The organism is Kitasatospora sp. NPDC022856, assembly GCF_055561235.1.
This window is the reverse complement of record NZ_JBVHHE010000033.1, coordinates 44274-60874: the sequence shown is the minus strand read 5'-3', so window position 1 is coordinate 60874 and position 16601 is coordinate 44274. Positions and strand designations below refer to the sequence as shown.

Genomic DNA, 16601 nt, shown 5'->3' with positions numbered 1-16601 from the left:
ATGAGACCGCGTCACATCGCGCTGGCCGTCCTGGTCGCCGCCGTCTGGGGCCTCAACTTCGTCCTGATCCACGTCGGCCTGGAGAACTTCCCGCCGCTGCTCTTCTGCGCCCTGCGCTTCGCGGTGGTCGCCGTCCCGGCGGTCTTCTTCGTCGGCCCGCCGCGCGTGGCGTGGCGGTGGGTCCTCGGGGTCGGCCTGGTGCTCGGGGTGGTCAAGTTCGGGCTGCTCTTCCTCGGCATGCACGCCGGGATGCCGGCCGGGCTCTCCTCGCTGGTCCTGCAGGGCCAGGCGGTCTTCACCGCACTGTTCGCCGCCGTCCTGCTGGGCGAGCGGCCCGGCCCGCAGCGCCTGGCCGGCCTCGGGATCGCGCTCACCGGCATCGGACTGAGCGCCGTCGACCACGGCGTCGGCGGCCCGGTCGGGGCCTTCGTCCTGGTCGTCCTCGCCGCCGTCGCCTGGGGGCTGTCCAACGTGCTGACCCGCAAGGCCGCCCCGCGCGACGCGCTGCGCTGGATGGTCTGGGTCAGCGCCGTCCCGCCGCTGCCGCTGCTCGGGCTCTCGCTGCTGGTCGAGGGCCCGGCCGCCGACCTGCGGGCACTGCGCGACCTCACCCCGGCCGGACTGGGCGCGATCGGGTACGTCGGACTGGTCTCCACCCTGTTCGGCTTCGTCGCCTGGAGCTTCCTGCTGCGCAGCTACGACGCCACCACGGTCGCGCCCTACTCGCTGCTGGTCCCGGTGTTCGGGATGTCCTCCGCCTGGCTGCTGCTCGGTGAGCGGATCGGCCCGGTGGCCGGCTGCGCGGCGCTGCTGGTGATCGCCGGGATCGGGATCACCGCGCTGCGCCCGGGGGCGCTGTCCGGCGCGGCGGCATGGTGGCCGCGTACGCGCTCTCGGCGGAGCGCAGCGCTCGCAGCAGGGCGTCCTGGTCGGCCGGGTTGATCGGGCCGAAGTACTCCTGCGCCACCTCGTGCCGGACCTGCCCGATCCGCTCCACCGCCGACCGGCCGGCCGTCGTCAGCACGATCCGGACGGCGCGCCGGTCGGCCGGGTCCGGGGTGCGCTCGACCAGCCCCGCCTCCTCCAGCGCGTCCACCACGGTGGTGGCCGAACGGGGAGCGATGTGCAGCCGCTCCGCCAGGTCACCCAGGCGCATGGCGCGGTCCGGCAGCTCGCAGCCGGGGGCGTGCGCGAGGGTGCGCAGGGCGCGGCCCTGACCGGGGGTGATGCCGAAGGGCTCCAGGCGCTCGCTGGTGAGGCGGCGGATCCGCTTGATCGCTCTGGTCATCGCGTCGGCGAGCTCGGCGGTGGTGTCCTGGGCCGCGGTGTCCTGCACTGCGGTGCCGTCCGGCGCGACGGTGAGGTCCGGGGCCGCGGCGCCGTCCCGGGCGGTGCCGGGGCCGGTGGAGGAGCTCCCCGCGTCGTCGGTCGGCGTGGTGGTCATGGGGGCTCTCCTCGGCAGGTGTCGACCAAGGGTATCGGCCGGTCCGGGGGCGGGAGCAGGGCAGGACGCGCCACGGACGAGGGCTCCGTAAAGTTGTTGAGTCTGGCTCACTATCTGGGTTAGCTTGGTTCCGAGTGAGGGCAACCTAAGTTCCCTCCCGTGATTCTGGAGGGCCCGTGCCCCGTTCCGAAGCCCGCGTCGCCACCGACCGGTCCGCCCGCTACGCCAAGCAGCTCGCCGCCCACATGGGGCGCAAGATCGAAGCCGACTGGTCGGAGGAGACCGGTCGCGGCACCCTGACCTTCGGCCGCGGCACCGCCACGCTGGAGGCCGCCCCCGACGCCCTGCTGCTCACCGTCGAGGGCGAGACCGAGAACCTGCCGGGCCTGGAGGACGTGGTCGGCCGTCACCTGGTCCGCTTCGGCGCCCGCGACGAGCTGGTCGTCAGCTGGCAGCGCGACAACGGCGAGCCCGGCCTCGTCCAGCGCAACGACGAGCCCGCCGAGGGCTAGCTGATTGATTCCAAGGGTGGTGACGGTCCTGAAGGTTGACCAACCCCTGCTCAGGCGCTGGGCAAGCTGCTCTCGTGATTTCCCATCCGACGCCTGGGCCGCCTTTCGGCGCTGCCGGCGCCAGCGCCGGGGGCAAGTTGACGCTCTGACCTGCGGCCACCGCTGTTCGACAGTGTCTTCGTACCCAATGGCGATCAACGGTGGCCGGAGCCCGGGGCTTTACTGAGGTCGGCGCTTCAGAGTGACCAGGTCGTCACGAAGCAGCTGACGCCGTCCACGGGGCCGGCGTACAGGAGGCGGTGGGTGGTCAGGTCCCAGTCGGCCCCGTCCAGGAGCTGCCAGGGCGAACGGCCCGACGCCTCAGCTCACGAGCGAGGCGCGCGTCCGGGTTCGGGTTCGGGAAGAATCCGTCCTCCTGAGGCGTGTTCTCAGCAGCGGGGCGCTCACGGCCGAGCCGTCGGGCTGACCCGGCGCCGGGCAGGGGCCGGGCGGACGTCTGCTCTGCGGACGGCGTCCGGGAGCGCTTCGACAACGGGGATGCGGTCGGCGGGGGAGCCGGTGCCGGACACCGGCTCGTCGCGGGTCGCACACCATGTCGTAAGGTTTCCGATCATGCTTGCAAGACGACTGGCCGGCCTGCTCGTCGGTGCCCTGGCCCTCACCACGGCCTGCACCTCCGCTCCGGCAGCCGACAGGACCGCGCAGCCCGCACCCCCGGCCACGGACGAGCCCTCGCCCGAACCGAGCACCCCGCTCGCCGTACAGAGCCTCACCTCGCCGGAGCTGCAGTCCCGCTGGTGGAACTGGGCCACCGCCACCGCGGAGGACCGCAACCCGGTCCTCGATCAGGACGGCCACCTGTGCGGCCAGGGCCAGGAGGACGGCATCTGGTTCCTCGCCGGTACCACCGGCGGCGCGGCCACCCGCACCTGCACCGTCCCCGTCGGGGTGCCGGTCGTTTTCCCGCTGGTGAACCTGTTCGGCGAGTCCGCAGACTGCCTGGAGTTCATGAACGCCGCCAAGGGAAGCGCCGCCCTGGACGGACGCTCCCTGACCCCCGAGGAGCTCGGTTCCACCCCGATCCGGATGAACCCGCGGAAGGGCAACCCGTTCACCACCACGGCCGGCCCCCTCAACACCTGGTCCTGCGGCCTCTGGGTCCGGCTGGACCCCCTCACCCCCGGCAGCCACGAGCTGACCCTGCGGGGCGAGTCAGGCACCTTCTCCACCTCCGTGGACTACCGCCTCCAGGTCGCCCGGCCGACCCCCACCAGCGCGGTCTGACTGTTCACTAGTTGCGGCACGGGGAGCGAGGACGGCCGCCGACCGTGAGCCGAGGGGACCTGACCAGCTGGCCCGGTGCACCCCGAACCCCGTGTGTCGCCGAAACTCACTGTCCCGGCCGCCTGGAAGTGGCCGGGAATTGCCTTCTTGGGGCACGCCTGAACTGCGGCGAATCCTTCAGCAGGTCGTCGGTCATCACATAGAGTGCGGCCGCGAGGGAGTCCAACTCTGTCTTCACACGGTGACGGTGGACTCGCTCCTCCCACACGCGCAGGCGATCCCTCGGAATCGATCATCTAGGGGTGGCGCCGGGAGTCGCGGCCGTTCCGGGCCGGTGGCAGCCCGGCGAGCGCCCGGAGCACCAGCCCGCCGAGGCACCAGCCGGCCACCACGTCCAGCAGCCAGTGGTAGTCGCTCCACACCAGCCCGAGGCCGACGCCGGCCGCGAGCAGGGCGGCGGCCGCGTACAGGCGGCGGCGGGCGCGGGCGCCGGCGGTGCGGGCCAGCAGGAACGCGGCCACCCCGTAGGAGAGGGTCGCGGTCGCCGTGTGGCCGGACGGGTACCAGCCCCACTGGTCCGGCGCCAGGGGCATCCCGAACGGCCCCGGCCGGGCGAACGCGGCCTTCGCCGGGACGACCAGCAGTGGGATCAGCCCGGTCGTCAGCACCGCGATCAGCGCCGGCAGCCACGGGCGCGCCGCCCCGGCCCGGCGGGACCGCCAGGCCGCCGATGCCCCGGCGGCCAGCAGGACCGGGATCGCCGGGACGGAGCTGCCGAGGTCCGAGAGGGCCTCGCCGAGATGGTTGAGCAGCGTGCTGTGGAGGTCGTGCCGGGTCTCCCGGACGCCGTGGCGGACCCAGCGGTCCAGTCCGAGCAGCGGCCCGTCGACGGCCACCTGCCAGGAGATCAGCACCAGCACGGTGGCCAGCGCCACCGGCAGGGCCGCCGATCCGGCCGGGCCCGCCAGGCGCTCCGGAACGCGAAGCGGCCGCCCCGGAGCAGGGGGGAGAGCTCCGGGGCGGCTCTGATGATCGCCGTTCCGCGCGCCCCGGGGGGTATGGGTCGGACGGTCGGTCGATCGGCCTTCGGTGTGCGCCGGCCCTTGCGGGTCGGCCTGGTTGTCCTCGCGGGCGACCTGCGGATCCGCCGGTGGGGGCGGTGCCGCGGACGGGTCCGCCAATGGCTGGGGCTCGCTGTCCATCTGTCATGACACTACGTCAACGGCCGCGGCGCACTGAGGAGCTTCAGCGATTCGGCACAGCATCTTCACCCCTGGTGGGTGGTGCGGCGGCCCGCCCCGCACACCAGGACGAAACCGCCCGTAGCGACCGAACGGCCCGTGCGGACGAGGTGTCCGCACGGGCCGTTCGATGCTGTCCGGAATCCCTCCGGCGGGTCGGTGTCATCCGGTCACGGGCGGCCCGGTGGAGGCGCCGCCGCTCAGACGGTGGCGAAGGCGTTCTCCAGGATGTCCAGGCCCTCGTTCAGCAGGTGCTCCGGCATGACCAGCGGCGGCAGGAAGCGCAGCACGTTGCCGTAGGTGCCGGCGGTCAGGACCACCAGGCCCTCGGCGTGGCACGCCTTGGCGATGGCCGCGGTGGCCTCCGCGTTCGGCTCCTTGCCACCCGGCTTCACCAGCTCCACGGCGATCATCGCGCCGCGGCCGCGGACCTCGCCGATCCGTACCGAGTCGTGGTGGGCGAACTTCTCCTGCAGGGCCCGCAGACGGCCGAGCATGATCTCGCCGATCCGCTGCGCCTTGCCGTTGAGGTCCTGCTCCTTCATGGTCTCGATGGCGCCCAGCGCGGCCGCGCAGGCCACCGGGTTGCCACCGTAGGTGCCGCCCAGGCCGCCGGCGTGCGCGGCGTCCATGATCTCGGCGCGACCGGTCACCGCGGCCAGCGGCAGACCGCCGGCGATGCCCTTCGCGGTGGTGATCAGGTCCGGGACGATGCCCTCGTCGTCACAGGCGAACCACTGGCCGGTGCGGCAGAAGCCGGTCTGGATCTCGTCGGCCACGAAGACGATGCCGTTGGCCTTGGCGTACTCCACGATCGCCGGCATGAAGCCCTTGGCCGGCTCGATGAAGCCGCCCTCGCCCTGGATGGGCTCGATGATGATCGCGGCGACGTTCTCGGCGCCGATCTGCTTGTTGATGATGTCGATCGCCTGGGCGGCGGCCTCGGCGGCGCAGTTCTCCGCGCCGGTCAGCCAGCGGTACGGGTAGGCCACCGGCACCCGGTAGATCTCCGGCGCGAACGGACCGAAGCCCTGCTTGTACGGCATGTTCTTCGCCGTCAGGCCCATCGTGAGGTTGGTGCGGCCGTGGTACCCGTGGTCGAACACCACGACGGCGGTGCGCTTGGTGTAGGCGCGGGCGATCTTCACCGCGTTCTCGACCGCCTCGGCGCCCGAGTTGAACAGCGCGGTGCGCTTGTCGTGGTCGCCCGGGGTCAGCTCGTTCAGCTGCTCGGCCACGGCCACGTAGCCCTCGTACGGGGTCACCATGAAGCAGGTGTGGGTGAAGGCGGCCAGCTGCTCGGTCGCCTTGGCCACCACGGCCTCGGCGCTGTTGCCGACGTTGGTCACGGCGATGCCGGAGCCGAAGTCGATCAGCGAGTTGCCGTCCACGTCCTCCAGCACGCCGCCGTTGGCACGGGACACGTACACCGGCAGGGTGGTGCCGACGCCGGCCGCCACCGCACCCAGCTTGCGGGCCTGCAGCTCCTGCGACTTCGGACCGGGGATCGCGGTGACCAGGCGGCGCTCCTGCGGGAGCGGCGTTGCGGCGCTCATGGGTTTCTCCAGACTTCTCGGCTCGGTGCTTCGCAGGCTACGGCGGCCCTCCCCGGCCGGGCATGCGCCACTCGGTAGCACTGGGCCGTCCGACTTGTCCGGGGCGGCCAGCGCAGGGAGTGCGACTACCGGCAGCCCACGCTCCACTACATTGAGCGCGGGCGTGTCGCCGGTGCGGCGGCATGGGTATGGCGGGACCGACGGTGGTCGGGCCGGGCGGGCGAGGGAGCGGGGCCGTACATGGGACTGGACGGGGCACGGGGCCACGGCGAGCGGACCACCGCCGCACCTGCGACACCCATGCCGCACCAACGTCCCGGCCGCCCCGCGGCACCCCCGCCCTTCGACCTCGCCGCCTGGGTCGCCGCCCCCCGCCCCGACGCCGCCCCGGGCGTCTACCGGCAGGGTTACGACCAGGTCGACCCCGACCGGGTGGACGACGCCAAGGTCCCGACCTGGCCCCTGCTGCTGAGAGCGGGGCTGAACGCGGTGGTGGGATGGCTGGCCTATGTGTACGGGGTCGAACTCGCCAAGTACGCGACGACGCTGATCGGTGTGCTTCCGACCCAGTCCGCCTTCGTGGCCGTATCGGTCATTCTGACTCTCAACGTGCTCGTGCTCGCTGTCGTGATCAAGGTGTTCGGCCGGATGGGCCGCTGGCCGGAGGTGTGGCGGCGGTACGTGGCGCCGTTGATGGCGCGCACGGTGACCACGGAGGAGCCCGCCGAGGAGGGCGTGGCGGCGCAGGCCGAGTGGGCGCGTGACCCGTGGGCGGCGCTGCGGCTCGGCGGGGCGGCCGCGGCGGCGGGCCGGCTGGACGGCGAGCCCGTCGGGGACGTCGACTACGTGCGGATCCAGCGGGCCTGGGAGTCGGCCCAGGCCGACCCGGTGTTCGTGCCGGCCTTCGTCGAGCAGGTGGCCGCCCGGGGCGCGGCGGCGTTCGCCCACCCCTCCGAGGCGCGCGAGCTGGCCGGGCGGGAGGAGCAGCACGATCTGCTGCTGGGCCAGGTGCGGCTGGGCACGGCGCAGGACGTGCCGAAGAACCCGTTGACGCACCGGTCGGCCGGTTTCGCGCTGGATCCGTCGCTGCTGGGCACCTCGTTGCTGGCGGTCGGCCCGGCGGGCACCGGGAAGACCGCGCGGCTGGCCCGGCCGGTCGCCGAGGCGCTCTGCCTCCAGGCGCTGGCCGGTACGGCGTGCGCGGTGGTGATCGGCGCGGCCGACGCGGAGCTGGGGCCGGACGCCTGGTACGACGTGGTGATCGCGCCGGGGGACCGGGGCTCGGCGTACGGGCTGGACCTCTACGGGGCGGTGCGGGATCCGGACGAGGCGGCCGCCCGGCTGGCCGAGGCGCTGCTGCCGGACGAGCTGACGGCCCGGGCGGAGACCGCCCGGACGGCGCTGCAGCAGGTGGTCGGCCCGTTCCACGCCGGGTTCGGCCGCTACCCGGCGGTGCGTGAGCTGCGGGCGCTGCTCGGCGGTGAGCCGGAGGCCCTGGAGGCGCTGGTGAAGGCGCTGCGCGCGGCGGGCCGGCTGGCGGCGTACGAGCGGGACCTGGAGTACCGGGAGCGCCAGCGCGGCCGGGCGGACGACCCGGGGGCGCTGCTGGCGGACCGGCTGGCCCTGCTGGACCGGCCGGCCTTCGAGGGGGCGTTCGCGACCGACGGTACCGGCCGGCCGCCGTTCGCGATGCGGGTGCTGGACCACCCGCTGCGGGTGCGGGTGAAGCTGCCCGAGCGCAGCCACCCGGAGGCGGCGCGGATGCTGTCGCGGCTGCTGGTGGGCCAGTTCGTGCAGGCCGCGGCGGCCCGGGAGGACCGTTCGCTCTTCGCCGGCCTGGTGGTCGACGACGCGTCGACGGCGTTGGACGCGCACATCGTCCGGGGGCTGCAGCGGCTGCGCGCGGCCAACGCCGGCGCCGTGCTGTTGCTGCGGACCCTGGTCGATCTGCCCGAGGCGCTGCGGGCGCCGCTGTTCGGGGCGGTCGGCTGCCGGATGGTGTTCCCGGGGATCGCGCCGTGGGACGGCCGGATGTTCTCCGAGGCCTGGGGCACGCACCTGGTCCGGGAGACGGCGGTGACGCACGCGCCGGACACCTCGGGCGGGCTGGTCCGCCGGGCCGGGCGGCTGGGGCGCAAGGCGCTGTCGGGGACGACGGCGCAGACCGAGTCGGTGACCACCCGGGACGTGGAGCGGCTGCGCTGGTCGCCGTCGGACCTGGCGCACGCGTTGCCGGCGGGCCATGCGGTGATCTCGCTGACCGCGGTCTCGGGCGAGCAGGTGCCGCCGCTGCTGGTGGACCTGCGGGGCTGAAGCTCGCCTCCGAGGTGGATTCGGCAGTGCCGGTTGTCCGGAGCGTCCATAATGAGGGGAGAGACCCCCACCAGACTCCCCAGCCCTCTCCTCGCCCGGCCGCAACGGCGCGGTCAGGTCGTCCCCCGAAGGTGCCATGCCTCCCACACTCGCCTCCGTCGTCCGCAACACCTCGCTCCATCTGACGGTCCTCGCCGGTGCGGACCACCTGGAGCGGCCGGTCCGCTGGGTGCACACCAGTGAGCTGGACGACCCGACGCCCTTCCTCGAAGGCGGTGAGCTGCTGCTCACCACCGGGATCAAGCTGGGCCGCACCGCGGCCGGGTTGCAGGCGTACGTGCACCGGCTGGCCGACGCGGGCGTGGTGGGGCTGGGCCTCGGTGTCGGCCTGTCGCACACCGAGGTGCCGCAGCCCCTGGTGGACGCGGCCGCCCAGCGCGGGCTGCCGCTGCTGCGGGTGCCGGAGCCGACGCCGTTCATCGCGATCAGCAAGGTCGTGTCGGCGGCCCTGGCCGCCGAGCAGTACGAGGCGGTCACCACCAGCTTCGAGGCGCAGGAGGAGCTGACCCGGGCGGCGCTCGGCAAGGACGGCACCACGGCCGTGGTGCGCCGGCTGGCGGCGCGGCTGGGCGGCTGGGCGGCGCTGTACGACGGCTCGGGCGCGCTGTCGGTGGTGGCCCCGGACTGGGCGGCCCGCCGGGCCGGCCGGCTGGCGGCCGAGGTGGACCGGCTGCGCCGGCGCCCGGCGCCGTCGAGCGCCGCGCTGCAGGGGCGTTCGCCGGGGATAGACACCGCGGACGAGGACTACGTGGTGGTCCAGTCGCTGGGGGCGGACCGCCGGGCCCGGGGCTTCCTCGCGGTCGGCACCGAGGACCGGATCACCCCGACCGAGCGGTACGTGCTGAACGCGGCGGTGGCGCTGCTGACCCTCACCCTGGAGCGCTCGCGCGAGCTGCGCCAGGCGGAGGAGCGGATGGGCGCGGCGCTGCTGCGGATGGTGCTGGCGGGCGAGGTGGCGACCGCCCGGCAGGTGGCGGCCGGGCTCTTCGGCGGTCTGCCGGAGGGGACGGTCCGGGTCATGGTGGCCGGTGCCGGCCAGGGAGTGGACGCCACGGAGGCGCTCGGCGAGCTGGGCGACCGGGCCGAGCAGGCCGGCGCCCGGGTGGGGGAGAAGCTGCTGGTGGCGCGCGAGGAGGGCGGCACGCACGGGCCCCGGCTGATGGTGCTGGCGCTGGACAACGGTGCCGTGCACCGGGCCTGCCTGGGGGCGGTGGAGGAGCACGAGGGCCTGTCGCTGGGGGTCTCGGCGCCGGCCGCGCTGGAGGAGGCGGGTACCGCGAACGCGCAGGCCGAGCGGGCGCTCGCGGTGGCGCTGCGCGGCGGCCGCCGTGCGGTGGACCACGAGGAGGTGGGCGCCGGCTCGCTGCTGCCGCTGCTGGGCGAGGACGCGGTGACGGCGTTCGCGGAGGGGCTGCTGCGCCCGCTGCGGGACCACGACCGGACCGCCCGCGGCGACCTGGTGGCGTCGCTGCGAGCCTGGCTCTCCAGACACGGCCAGTGGGACGCGGCCGCCGCCGACCTGGGCGTACACCGGCACACGCTGCGCTACCGGATGCGGCGGGTCGAGGAGTTGCTGGGCCGCTCGCTGGACGACACCGACGTCCGGATGGAACTCTGGCTGGCCCTTCGCTCCGGCGAAGAGTAGGCGAGGAGCAGCGGAGCAGTGGCCGAGTAGCGGAGCAGTGGCGGAGCAGCCGCCCGGCGGGGCGACATCCGGCCGCCCCGCCCACCCGGGCGGCGGAGCACCGGAACCCGGCCCGTCCGCTGGACGGGATGGAGTGAGCGCGGGCGCGAACGCTACTCCGTGGCCAACCCGGTCGGCGCGCCGCCGCCCCTACCCTCGGTTCTGGTTCCACGTCCGTGGGGCCGTGAGGACGACGAGGAGAGGGCCGGTACCACGGTGACCACCACGTACGATTTCTGGCTGGCCGGCCGCCGGGCGAGCGGCGACGCCGACTTCGAGGTGCACAACAGCTGGGACGGCCGCCTGGTCGGCAAGGTCAGCGTCCCCACCGAGGCCCAGGTCGAGGAGGCGCTGGACGCCGCCGTGGCCGCGCTGCCGGTGTTCGCCGCGACCCCCGCGCACGTCCGTGCCGCCGCGCTGGACCACGTGGCCAAGCGCCTGGCCGAGCGCACCGAGGAGATCGCCCAGCTGATCACCGCCGAGAACGGCAAGCCGATCAAGTGGGCGCGCGGCGAGGTCGGCCGTGCCGTCTCCGTCTTCCGCTGGGCCGCCGAGGAGTCCCGCCGGACCAACGGCGAGACGATGCGGCTGGACACCGACCCGGGCGGCGTGGGCCGTTTCGCGGTGGTGCGCCGGTTCCCGCGCGGCGTGGTGCTGGGCATCGCCCCGTTCAACTTCCCGCTGAACCTGGTCGCCCACAAGGTCGCCCCGGCGATCGCGGTCGGCGCCCCGATCATCCTCAAGCCGGCTCCGGCCACCCCGCTCTCCGCGATGGTGCTGGGCGAGATCCTGGCCGAGACGGACCTGCCGGCCGGCTCCTGGAGCGTCCTGCCGGTGCCGAACGACCGGATGCCCGCGCTGGTGCAGGACCCGCGTCTGCCGGTGATCTCCTTCACCGGTTCGGACAAGGTCGGCTACCAGATCATGGACTCGGTGCCGCGCAAGCACACCACCCTGGAGCTCGGCGGCAACGCCGCGGCCGTGGTGCTCGCCGACTGGTCCTCCGAGGCCGACCTCGACTGGGCCGCCACCCGGATCGCGATGTTCGCCAACTACCAGGGCGGCCAGTCCTGCATCTCGGTGCAGCGGGTGATCGCCGACGCGTCGGTGTACGACGCGCTGGTGGAGAAGGTGGTGGCCAAGGTCGAGGCGCAGGTCACCGGCGACCCCAACGATGACGCCACCGACGTCGGCCCGCTGGTCGACGAGAACGCCGCGAAGCGGGTGGAGTCCTGGGTGGACGATGCCGTGGCCAAGGGCGCCAAGGTGCTCACCGGCGGTACCCGTGAGGGCGCGACCTTCGCCCCGACCGTGCTCGCCGAGCTGCCCGCCGACGCGATCCTGGCCAAGGCCGAGGTATTCGGCCCGGTGCTGTCGATGCACCGGGTGGACGGCACCGACGAGGCCTTCGCCGCCGTCAACGACTCCGCCTTCGGCCTGCAGGTCGGTGTCTTCACCCGTGACCTGCAGACCGCCTTCCGCGCCCATCGGGAGCTGGAGGTCGGCGGTGTGATCATCGGCGACGCGCCGTCCTACCGCGCCGACCAGATGCCGTACGGCGGGGTCAAGGACTCCGGCGTCGGCCGCGAGGGCGTCAAGTACGCGATGGACGACTACACCGTGGAGAAGGTCCTGGTCCTCACCGGCCTCGACCTCTGATCCCGAACGATTCCGAACGATTCCGAACGATTCCGAACGATCCCGAAGGGCTCCCGGCACGCCGAGGGGCCCGAACGGCCCGAGGGGCCCGGTACCGCCGCGCTGCGGTGGTGCCGGGCCCCTCGGCGTGTCCGGGGGAGGTTCAGACCCGGCCGGCCGCGGCCGCGACGGCCTCCGCCACGGAGGCGTTGCCGGCGACCAGCTCCAGCGTCTGCCCGGCGGTGCCCGCCTCGTGCAGCAGCTCGGCCAGCACCGCCGCCACGTCGGCGCGGTCCACCGCGCCGCGTTCGACGGAGGGGGCGAGCCGGACCAGGCCGGTGCCCGCGCCGTCGGTGAGCCGGCCGGGGCGCAGCACCGTCCAGTCGAGCGCGGTACGGGCGCGCACGGCGTCGTCGGCGGCGCCCTTGGCCCGCAGGTAGGTCTCGAAGACCGGGTCGGCCGGGTAGTGCGCCTGGGCGTCGGCGCCCATCGAGGAGATGATCAGGTAGCGCCGGACCCCGGCGAGTTCGGCGGCGTCGGCGAGCAGGACGGCCGCGTCGCGGTCGACGGTGTTCTTGCGGTCGGCGCCGCTGCCGGGGCCGGCGCCGGCGGCGAAGACCACGGCGTCGGCGCCCGCCAGCAGCCGGGCGAGTTCGGGGGCGGTGGCGCTCTCCAGGTCGAGCAGCAGCGGCTCGGCTCCGGCGGCGGCCAGGTCCCCGGCCTGTTCGGGGCGGCGGATGAGGCCGGCGGGGCGGTCGCCGCGCTCGGCGAGCAGCCGTTCGAGCTTGAGCGCGATCTGTCCGTGGCCTCCGGCGATGACGGTACGCATGGCTCCGACGGTAGCCGGGACGCGTCCCGGCGTCCTGTGGAGTCCGGCCGGCAGGACACAATGGGCGCATGACTTCGCTCGCCCACCCGCAGCTGCGCTTCACCCCCGTGGTGAAGGACCCCTCCGCTCCCCGGGAGCTGGTGATCCTCGGCTCGACCGGTTCGATCGGCACCCAGGCCATCGACGTGGTGCGCCGCAACCCGGACCGGTTCCGCGTGGTCGCCCTGTCGGCGGCCGGCGGCCGGGTGGAGCTGCTGGCCGAGCAGGCCCTGGAGCTGGGCGTGCACACCGTGGCGGTCGCCGACCCGGCGGCCGAGCCCGCGCTGCGCGAGGCGCTGGCCGCGAAGGCGGCGGGGCGTCCGCTGCCCGCCGTGCTGGCGGGCCCGGACGCGGCCACCGAGCTGGCCGCGATGGAGTGCCACTCGGTGCTGAACGGCATCACCGGGTCGATCGGCCTGCGCCCGACGCTGGCGGCGCTGCGGGCGGGCCGGGTGCTGGTGCTGGCGAACAAGGAGTCGCTGATCGTCGGCGGTCCGCTGGTGAAGGCGGTGGCGAAGCCCGGGCAGATCGTGCCGGTGGACTCCGAGCACGCCGCGCTGTTCCAGGCGCTGGCCGGCGGCACCCGCGCCGAGGTGCGCAAGCTGGTGGTCACGGCGAGCGGCGGCCCGTTCCGCAGCCGGACCCGCGAGCAGCTGGCGGGGGTGACGCCGCAGGAGGCGCTGGCGCACCCGACCTGGGCGATGGGGCCGGTGGTGACGATCAACTCGGCCACCCTGGTCAACAAGGGCCTGGAGGTGATCGAGGCGCACCTGCTGTACGACGTGCCCTTCGACCGGATCGAGGTGGTGGTCCATCCGCAGTCGGTGGTCCACTCGATGGTGGAGTTCACGGACGGCTCCACGCTGGCGCAGGCCAGCCCGCCGGACATGCGGATGCCGATCGCGCTGGGGATGGGCTGGCCGGACCGGGTCCCGGACGCGGCGCCCGCCTGCGACTGGACGAAGGCCGCCACCTGGGAGTTCTTCCCGCTCGACGACGAGGCCTTCCCGGCGGTCCGGCTGGCCCGCGAGGTGGGATCGCTCGGCGGGACGGCGCCGGCGGTGTTCAACGCGGCGAACGAGGAGTGCGTGGAGGCCTTCCTGAAGGGCCGCCTCGCCTTCACGGGAATCGTGGACACTGTTGCCAAGGTCGTGGCCGAGCACGGACAGTACGACAGCGGGCGGGCCGCGGCGGGAACTTCTCTGACCGTCGAGGACGTCCTGCACGCGGAGGACTGGGCCCGCGCCCGGGCCCGCGAGCTGGCGTCGGGCTGACGGTTCCCGGCGGACGACCGGACGACGAGCGGAGCGCAATGACGGAGGGCCTGCGGTGGCAACGGTTTTGACGGTGGTCGGCATCCTGGTCTTCGCGATCGGGTTGCTGATCTCGATCGCCTGGCACGAGCTCGGCCACCTCTCCACGGCCAAGCTGTTCGGCATCAGGGTGCCGCAGTACATGGTCGGGTTCGGTCCGACGGTCTGGTCCCGGAAGAAGGGCGAGACCGAGTACGGCGTCAAGGCGATCCCGCTGGGCGGGTACATCCGGATGATCGGGATGTTTCCGCCCGGCGCGGACGGGCGGATCACCAAGCGCAGCAGTTCGCCCTGGCGGACCATGATCGAGGACGCCCGGGAGGCCTCCTACGAGGAGCTCCAGGAGGGTGACGACAGCCGGCTCTTCTACACCCGCAAGCCGTGGAAGCGCGTCATCGTCATGTTCGCCGGGCCGTTCATGAACCTGATCCTGGCCTTCGGGCTCTTCCTGACCGTGATGATGGGCTTCGGCGTCTCGATGACGGTGCCGACCATCGGCACCGTCGCGCAGTGCGTGGTCAAGGCCGGCCAGCCGACCGACAGCTGCCCGGCCGACGCGCCGAAGACCCCCGCCGCCCAGGCCGGGCTGCGGCCGGGCGACAAGGTGGTCTCCTTCGACGGCGACCGGATCGGCGACTACGACCAGCTCCAGGCGGACATCCGCCGTTCGGCCGGGAAGACCGTGCCGGTGGTGGTCGAGCGCGAGGGGCAGCAGCTCACCCTCACCCCGACCATCGCCGTCAACGACGTCCAGAAGTACGACGGCAACGGCATGCCGGTCAAGGGCGAGACGGTGCAGGCGGGCTTCCTCGGCTTCACCCCGACCAGCGGTGTCGTCCGGCTCGGAGTCGGGCAATCCCTCGACCGGATGTACGACATGGCCGAGAGCGGTGTGAAGTCGCTGGTGGCCCTGCCGGGCAAGATCCCGGGGCTGTGGAACTCGGTGGTGGACGGCGCCCCGCGCGACGTCGACTCGCCGATCGGCATGGTCGGCGCCGCCCGGGTCAGCGGCGAGGTCTTCTCGCTCGACATCCCGGGCACCCAGCGGATCGCGTACTTCGTGAACCTGCTGGCCGGCATCAACCTGTCGCTCTTCCTGTTCAACATGCTGCCGCTGCTCCCGCTGGACGGCGGCCACATCGCCGGCGCCCTGTGGGAGTCGGTGCGCCGCCGATTCGCAAGCCTGTTCAAGCGGCCCGACCCCGGTCCGTTCGACGTCGCCCGGCTCATGCCGCTGGCCTACGTCGTGGCCAGCGTCTTCATCGGGTTCACCCTGCTCGTCCTGGTCGCCGACCTGGTCAACCCGGTCAAGATCAGCTAGTCGCCCGGTACGGCTGGTGTGCCCGGGGCCACCGCCGTGCCGTACCGTTGGGGGCCGGGTGCGCGTTTCATCGGCGCGCCCGGCCCAGGCCGTCGAACGGCCGGACCGACCACACCTCAACCCCGGGGAACCCTGCGCACATGACCGCGATCTCGCTCGGTATTCCGTCCCTGCCGCTCAAGCCGCTCGCCAAGCGCCGAGCCTCCCGGCAGATCATGGTCGGCAACGTGCCGGTCGGCGGCGACGCCCCCGTCTCGGTGCAGTCGATGACCACCACGGTGACCTCCGACATCAACGCCACGCTGCAGCAGATCGCCGAGCTGACGGCCTCGGGCTGCCAGATCGTGCGGGTCGCCGTACCGTCCCAGGACGACGCCGACGCCCTGCCGATCATCGCGAAGAAGTCGGGCATCCCGGTCATCGCGGACATCCACTTCCAGCCGAAGTACGTGTTCGCCGCGATCGACGCCGGCTGCGCCGCGGTCCGCGTCAACCCGGGCAACATCAAGGCCTTCGACGACAAGGTCGGCGAGATCGCCAAGGCCGCCAAGGGCGCCGGCGTCCCGATCCGGATCGGCGTCAACGCCGGCTCGCTGGACAAGCGCCTGCTGGAGAAGTACGGCCGGGCCACCCCCGAGGCGCTGGTCGAGTCCGCGCTCTGGGAGTGCTCGCTCTTCGAGGAGCACGACTTCCGCGACATCAAGATCTCGGTCAAGCACAACGACCCGGTCGTGATGATCAACGCCTACCGCCAGCTCGCCGCCGCCTGCGACTACCCGCTGCACCTCGGGGTCACCGAGGCCGGTCCCGCCTTCCAGGGCACCATCAAGTCCGCGGTCGCCTTCGGCGCGCTGCTCGCCGAGGGCATCGGCGACACCATCCGGGTCTCGCTGTCGGCCCCGCCGGCCGAGGAGATCAAGGTCGGCAACCAGATCCTGGAGTCGCTCGGCCTGCGCCAGCGCGGTCTGGAGATCGTCTCCTGCCCGTCCTGCGGCCGCGCCCAGGTCGACGTCTACAAGCTCGCCGAGGAGGTCACCGCCGGCCTGGAGGGCATGGAGGTGCCGCTGCGCGTCGCGGTCATGGGCTGCGTCGTCAACGGTCCGGGCGAGGCCCGCGAGGCCGACCTGGGGGTCGCCTCCGGCAACGGCAAGGGTCAGATCTTCGTCAAGGGCGAGGTCATCAAGACCGTCCCCGAGTCCAAGATCGTGGAGACCCTGATCGAGGAGGCCCTCAAGCTGGCCGAGCAGATGCAGGCCGAGGGCGTCGAGTCCGGTGCGCCGACCGTGACCGCCGCGGAGTGACCGGCGGGCAGTAGTTTCCGGAAGCGGGGCCGTCCGTGCGCGGACGGCCCCGCGGCCGTAGCCGGG

The 16601-nt window shown here is 73.4% G+C and carries 13 protein-coding genes; 9 read left to right on the top strand and 4 right to left on the bottom strand.

The window, feature by feature from the left end:
- Positions 1-942: an EamA family transporter gene (locus ACZ34W_RS30770; protein WP_465608787.1), complete on the top strand. Its 942-nt coding sequence runs from the start codon at positions 1-3 to the stop codon at positions 940-942.
- Here the strand turns inward: ACZ34W_RS30770 and ACZ34W_RS30765 are convergent.
- Entirely contained in the window at positions 833-1444 is a 612-nt protein-coding gene (locus tag ACZ34W_RS30765) for a MarR family winged helix-turn-helix transcriptional regulator (protein ID WP_359808490.1), read from the bottom strand. The two genes, ACZ34W_RS30770 and ACZ34W_RS30765, sit on opposite strands and share 110 nt — an antisense overlap.
- Positions 1445-1620: 176 nt before the next feature.
- Between ACZ34W_RS30765 and ACZ34W_RS30760 the strand changes: the two genes are divergently transcribed.
- Together ACZ34W_RS30760 and ACZ34W_RS30755 are read left to right on the top strand one after the other, a co-directional pair.
- Positions 1621-1956, top strand: a complete 336-nt coding sequence (locus tag ACZ34W_RS30760; RefSeq protein WP_465608767.1) for a DUF2218 domain-containing protein — start codon at positions 1621-1623, stop codon at positions 1954-1956.
- Between the two features lie 612 nt (positions 1957-2568).
- Positions 2569-3240 (top strand): signal protein, encoded by a 672-nt coding sequence (locus tag ACZ34W_RS30755; protein WP_465608765.1) that lies wholly within the window; start codon positions 2569-2571, stop codon positions 3238-3240.
- A 296-nt stretch (positions 3241-3536) separates the two neighbouring features.
- Here the strand turns inward: ACZ34W_RS30755 and ACZ34W_RS30750 are convergent, their stop codons facing one another.
- Complete coding sequence (locus ACZ34W_RS30750; RefSeq protein WP_465608763.1) at positions 3537-4175, bottom strand: phosphatase PAP2 family protein; 639 nt, start codon at positions 4173-4175, stop codon at positions 3537-3539.
- Positions 4176-4681: 506 nt separating this feature from the next.
- Positions 4682-6037 carry a 4-aminobutyrate--2-oxoglutarate transaminase gene (gabT, locus tag ACZ34W_RS30745; RefSeq protein WP_359838425.1) on the bottom strand — a complete coding sequence of 452 codons (1356 nt, stop codon included), beginning with the start codon at positions 6035-6037 and terminating at the stop codon, positions 4682-4684.
- Between the two features lie 300 nt (positions 6038-6337).
- Here gabT and ACZ34W_RS30740 point away from each other — a divergent pair, with 300 nt between their 5' ends.
- From ACZ34W_RS30740 to ACZ34W_RS30730, 3 genes are all read left to right on the top strand, one after another.
- Complete coding sequence (locus ACZ34W_RS30740; RefSeq protein ID WP_465608760.1) at positions 6338-8350, top strand: type IV secretory system conjugative DNA transfer family protein; 2013 nt, start codon at positions 6338-6340, stop codon at positions 8348-8350.
- 136 nt (positions 8351-8486) lie between these two features.
- Positions 8487-10055, top strand: a complete 1569-nt coding sequence (locus ACZ34W_RS30735; RefSeq protein ID WP_329487724.1) for a PucR family transcriptional regulator — start codon at positions 8487-8489, stop codon at positions 10053-10055.
- Positions 10056-10310: 255 nt separating this feature from the next.
- Positions 10311-11753 carry an aldehyde dehydrogenase family protein gene (locus ACZ34W_RS30730; protein ID WP_465608758.1) on the top strand — a complete coding sequence of 481 codons (1443 nt, stop codon included), beginning with the start codon at positions 10311-10313 and terminating at the stop codon, positions 11751-11753.
- Positions 11754-11895: 142 nt separating this feature from the next.
- Here ACZ34W_RS30730 and ACZ34W_RS30725 read toward each other — a convergent pair whose 3' ends face one another.
- Positions 11896-12561, bottom strand: coding sequence for an NAD(P)H-binding protein (locus ACZ34W_RS30725; RefSeq protein ID WP_329487722.1), 666 nt, complete (start codon positions 12559-12561; stop codon positions 11896-11898).
- Between the two features lie 68 nt (positions 12562-12629).
- Between ACZ34W_RS30725 and dxr the strand changes: the two genes are divergently transcribed.
- From dxr to ispG, 3 genes are all read left to right on the top strand, one after another.
- Positions 12630-13874, top strand: a complete 1245-nt coding sequence (dxr, locus tag ACZ34W_RS30720) for a 1-deoxy-D-xylulose-5-phosphate reductoisomerase (RefSeq protein ID WP_465608756.1) — start codon at positions 12630-12632, stop codon at positions 13872-13874.
- A 55-nt stretch (positions 13875-13929) separates the two neighbouring features.
- On the top strand, positions 13930-15234 hold the full coding sequence (locus ACZ34W_RS30715) for a M50 family metallopeptidase (RefSeq protein ID WP_329487720.1): 1305 nt from the start codon (positions 13930-13932) through the stop codon (positions 15232-15234).
- 140 nt (positions 15235-15374) lie between these two features.
- A complete protein-coding gene (gene ispG, locus ACZ34W_RS30710; protein WP_465608753.1) occupies positions 15375-16535 on the top strand; it encodes a flavodoxin-dependent (E)-4-hydroxy-3-methylbut-2-enyl-diphosphate synthase in 1161 nt (386 codons plus the stop codon).
- Positions 16536-16601 lie beyond the last annotated feature (66 nt).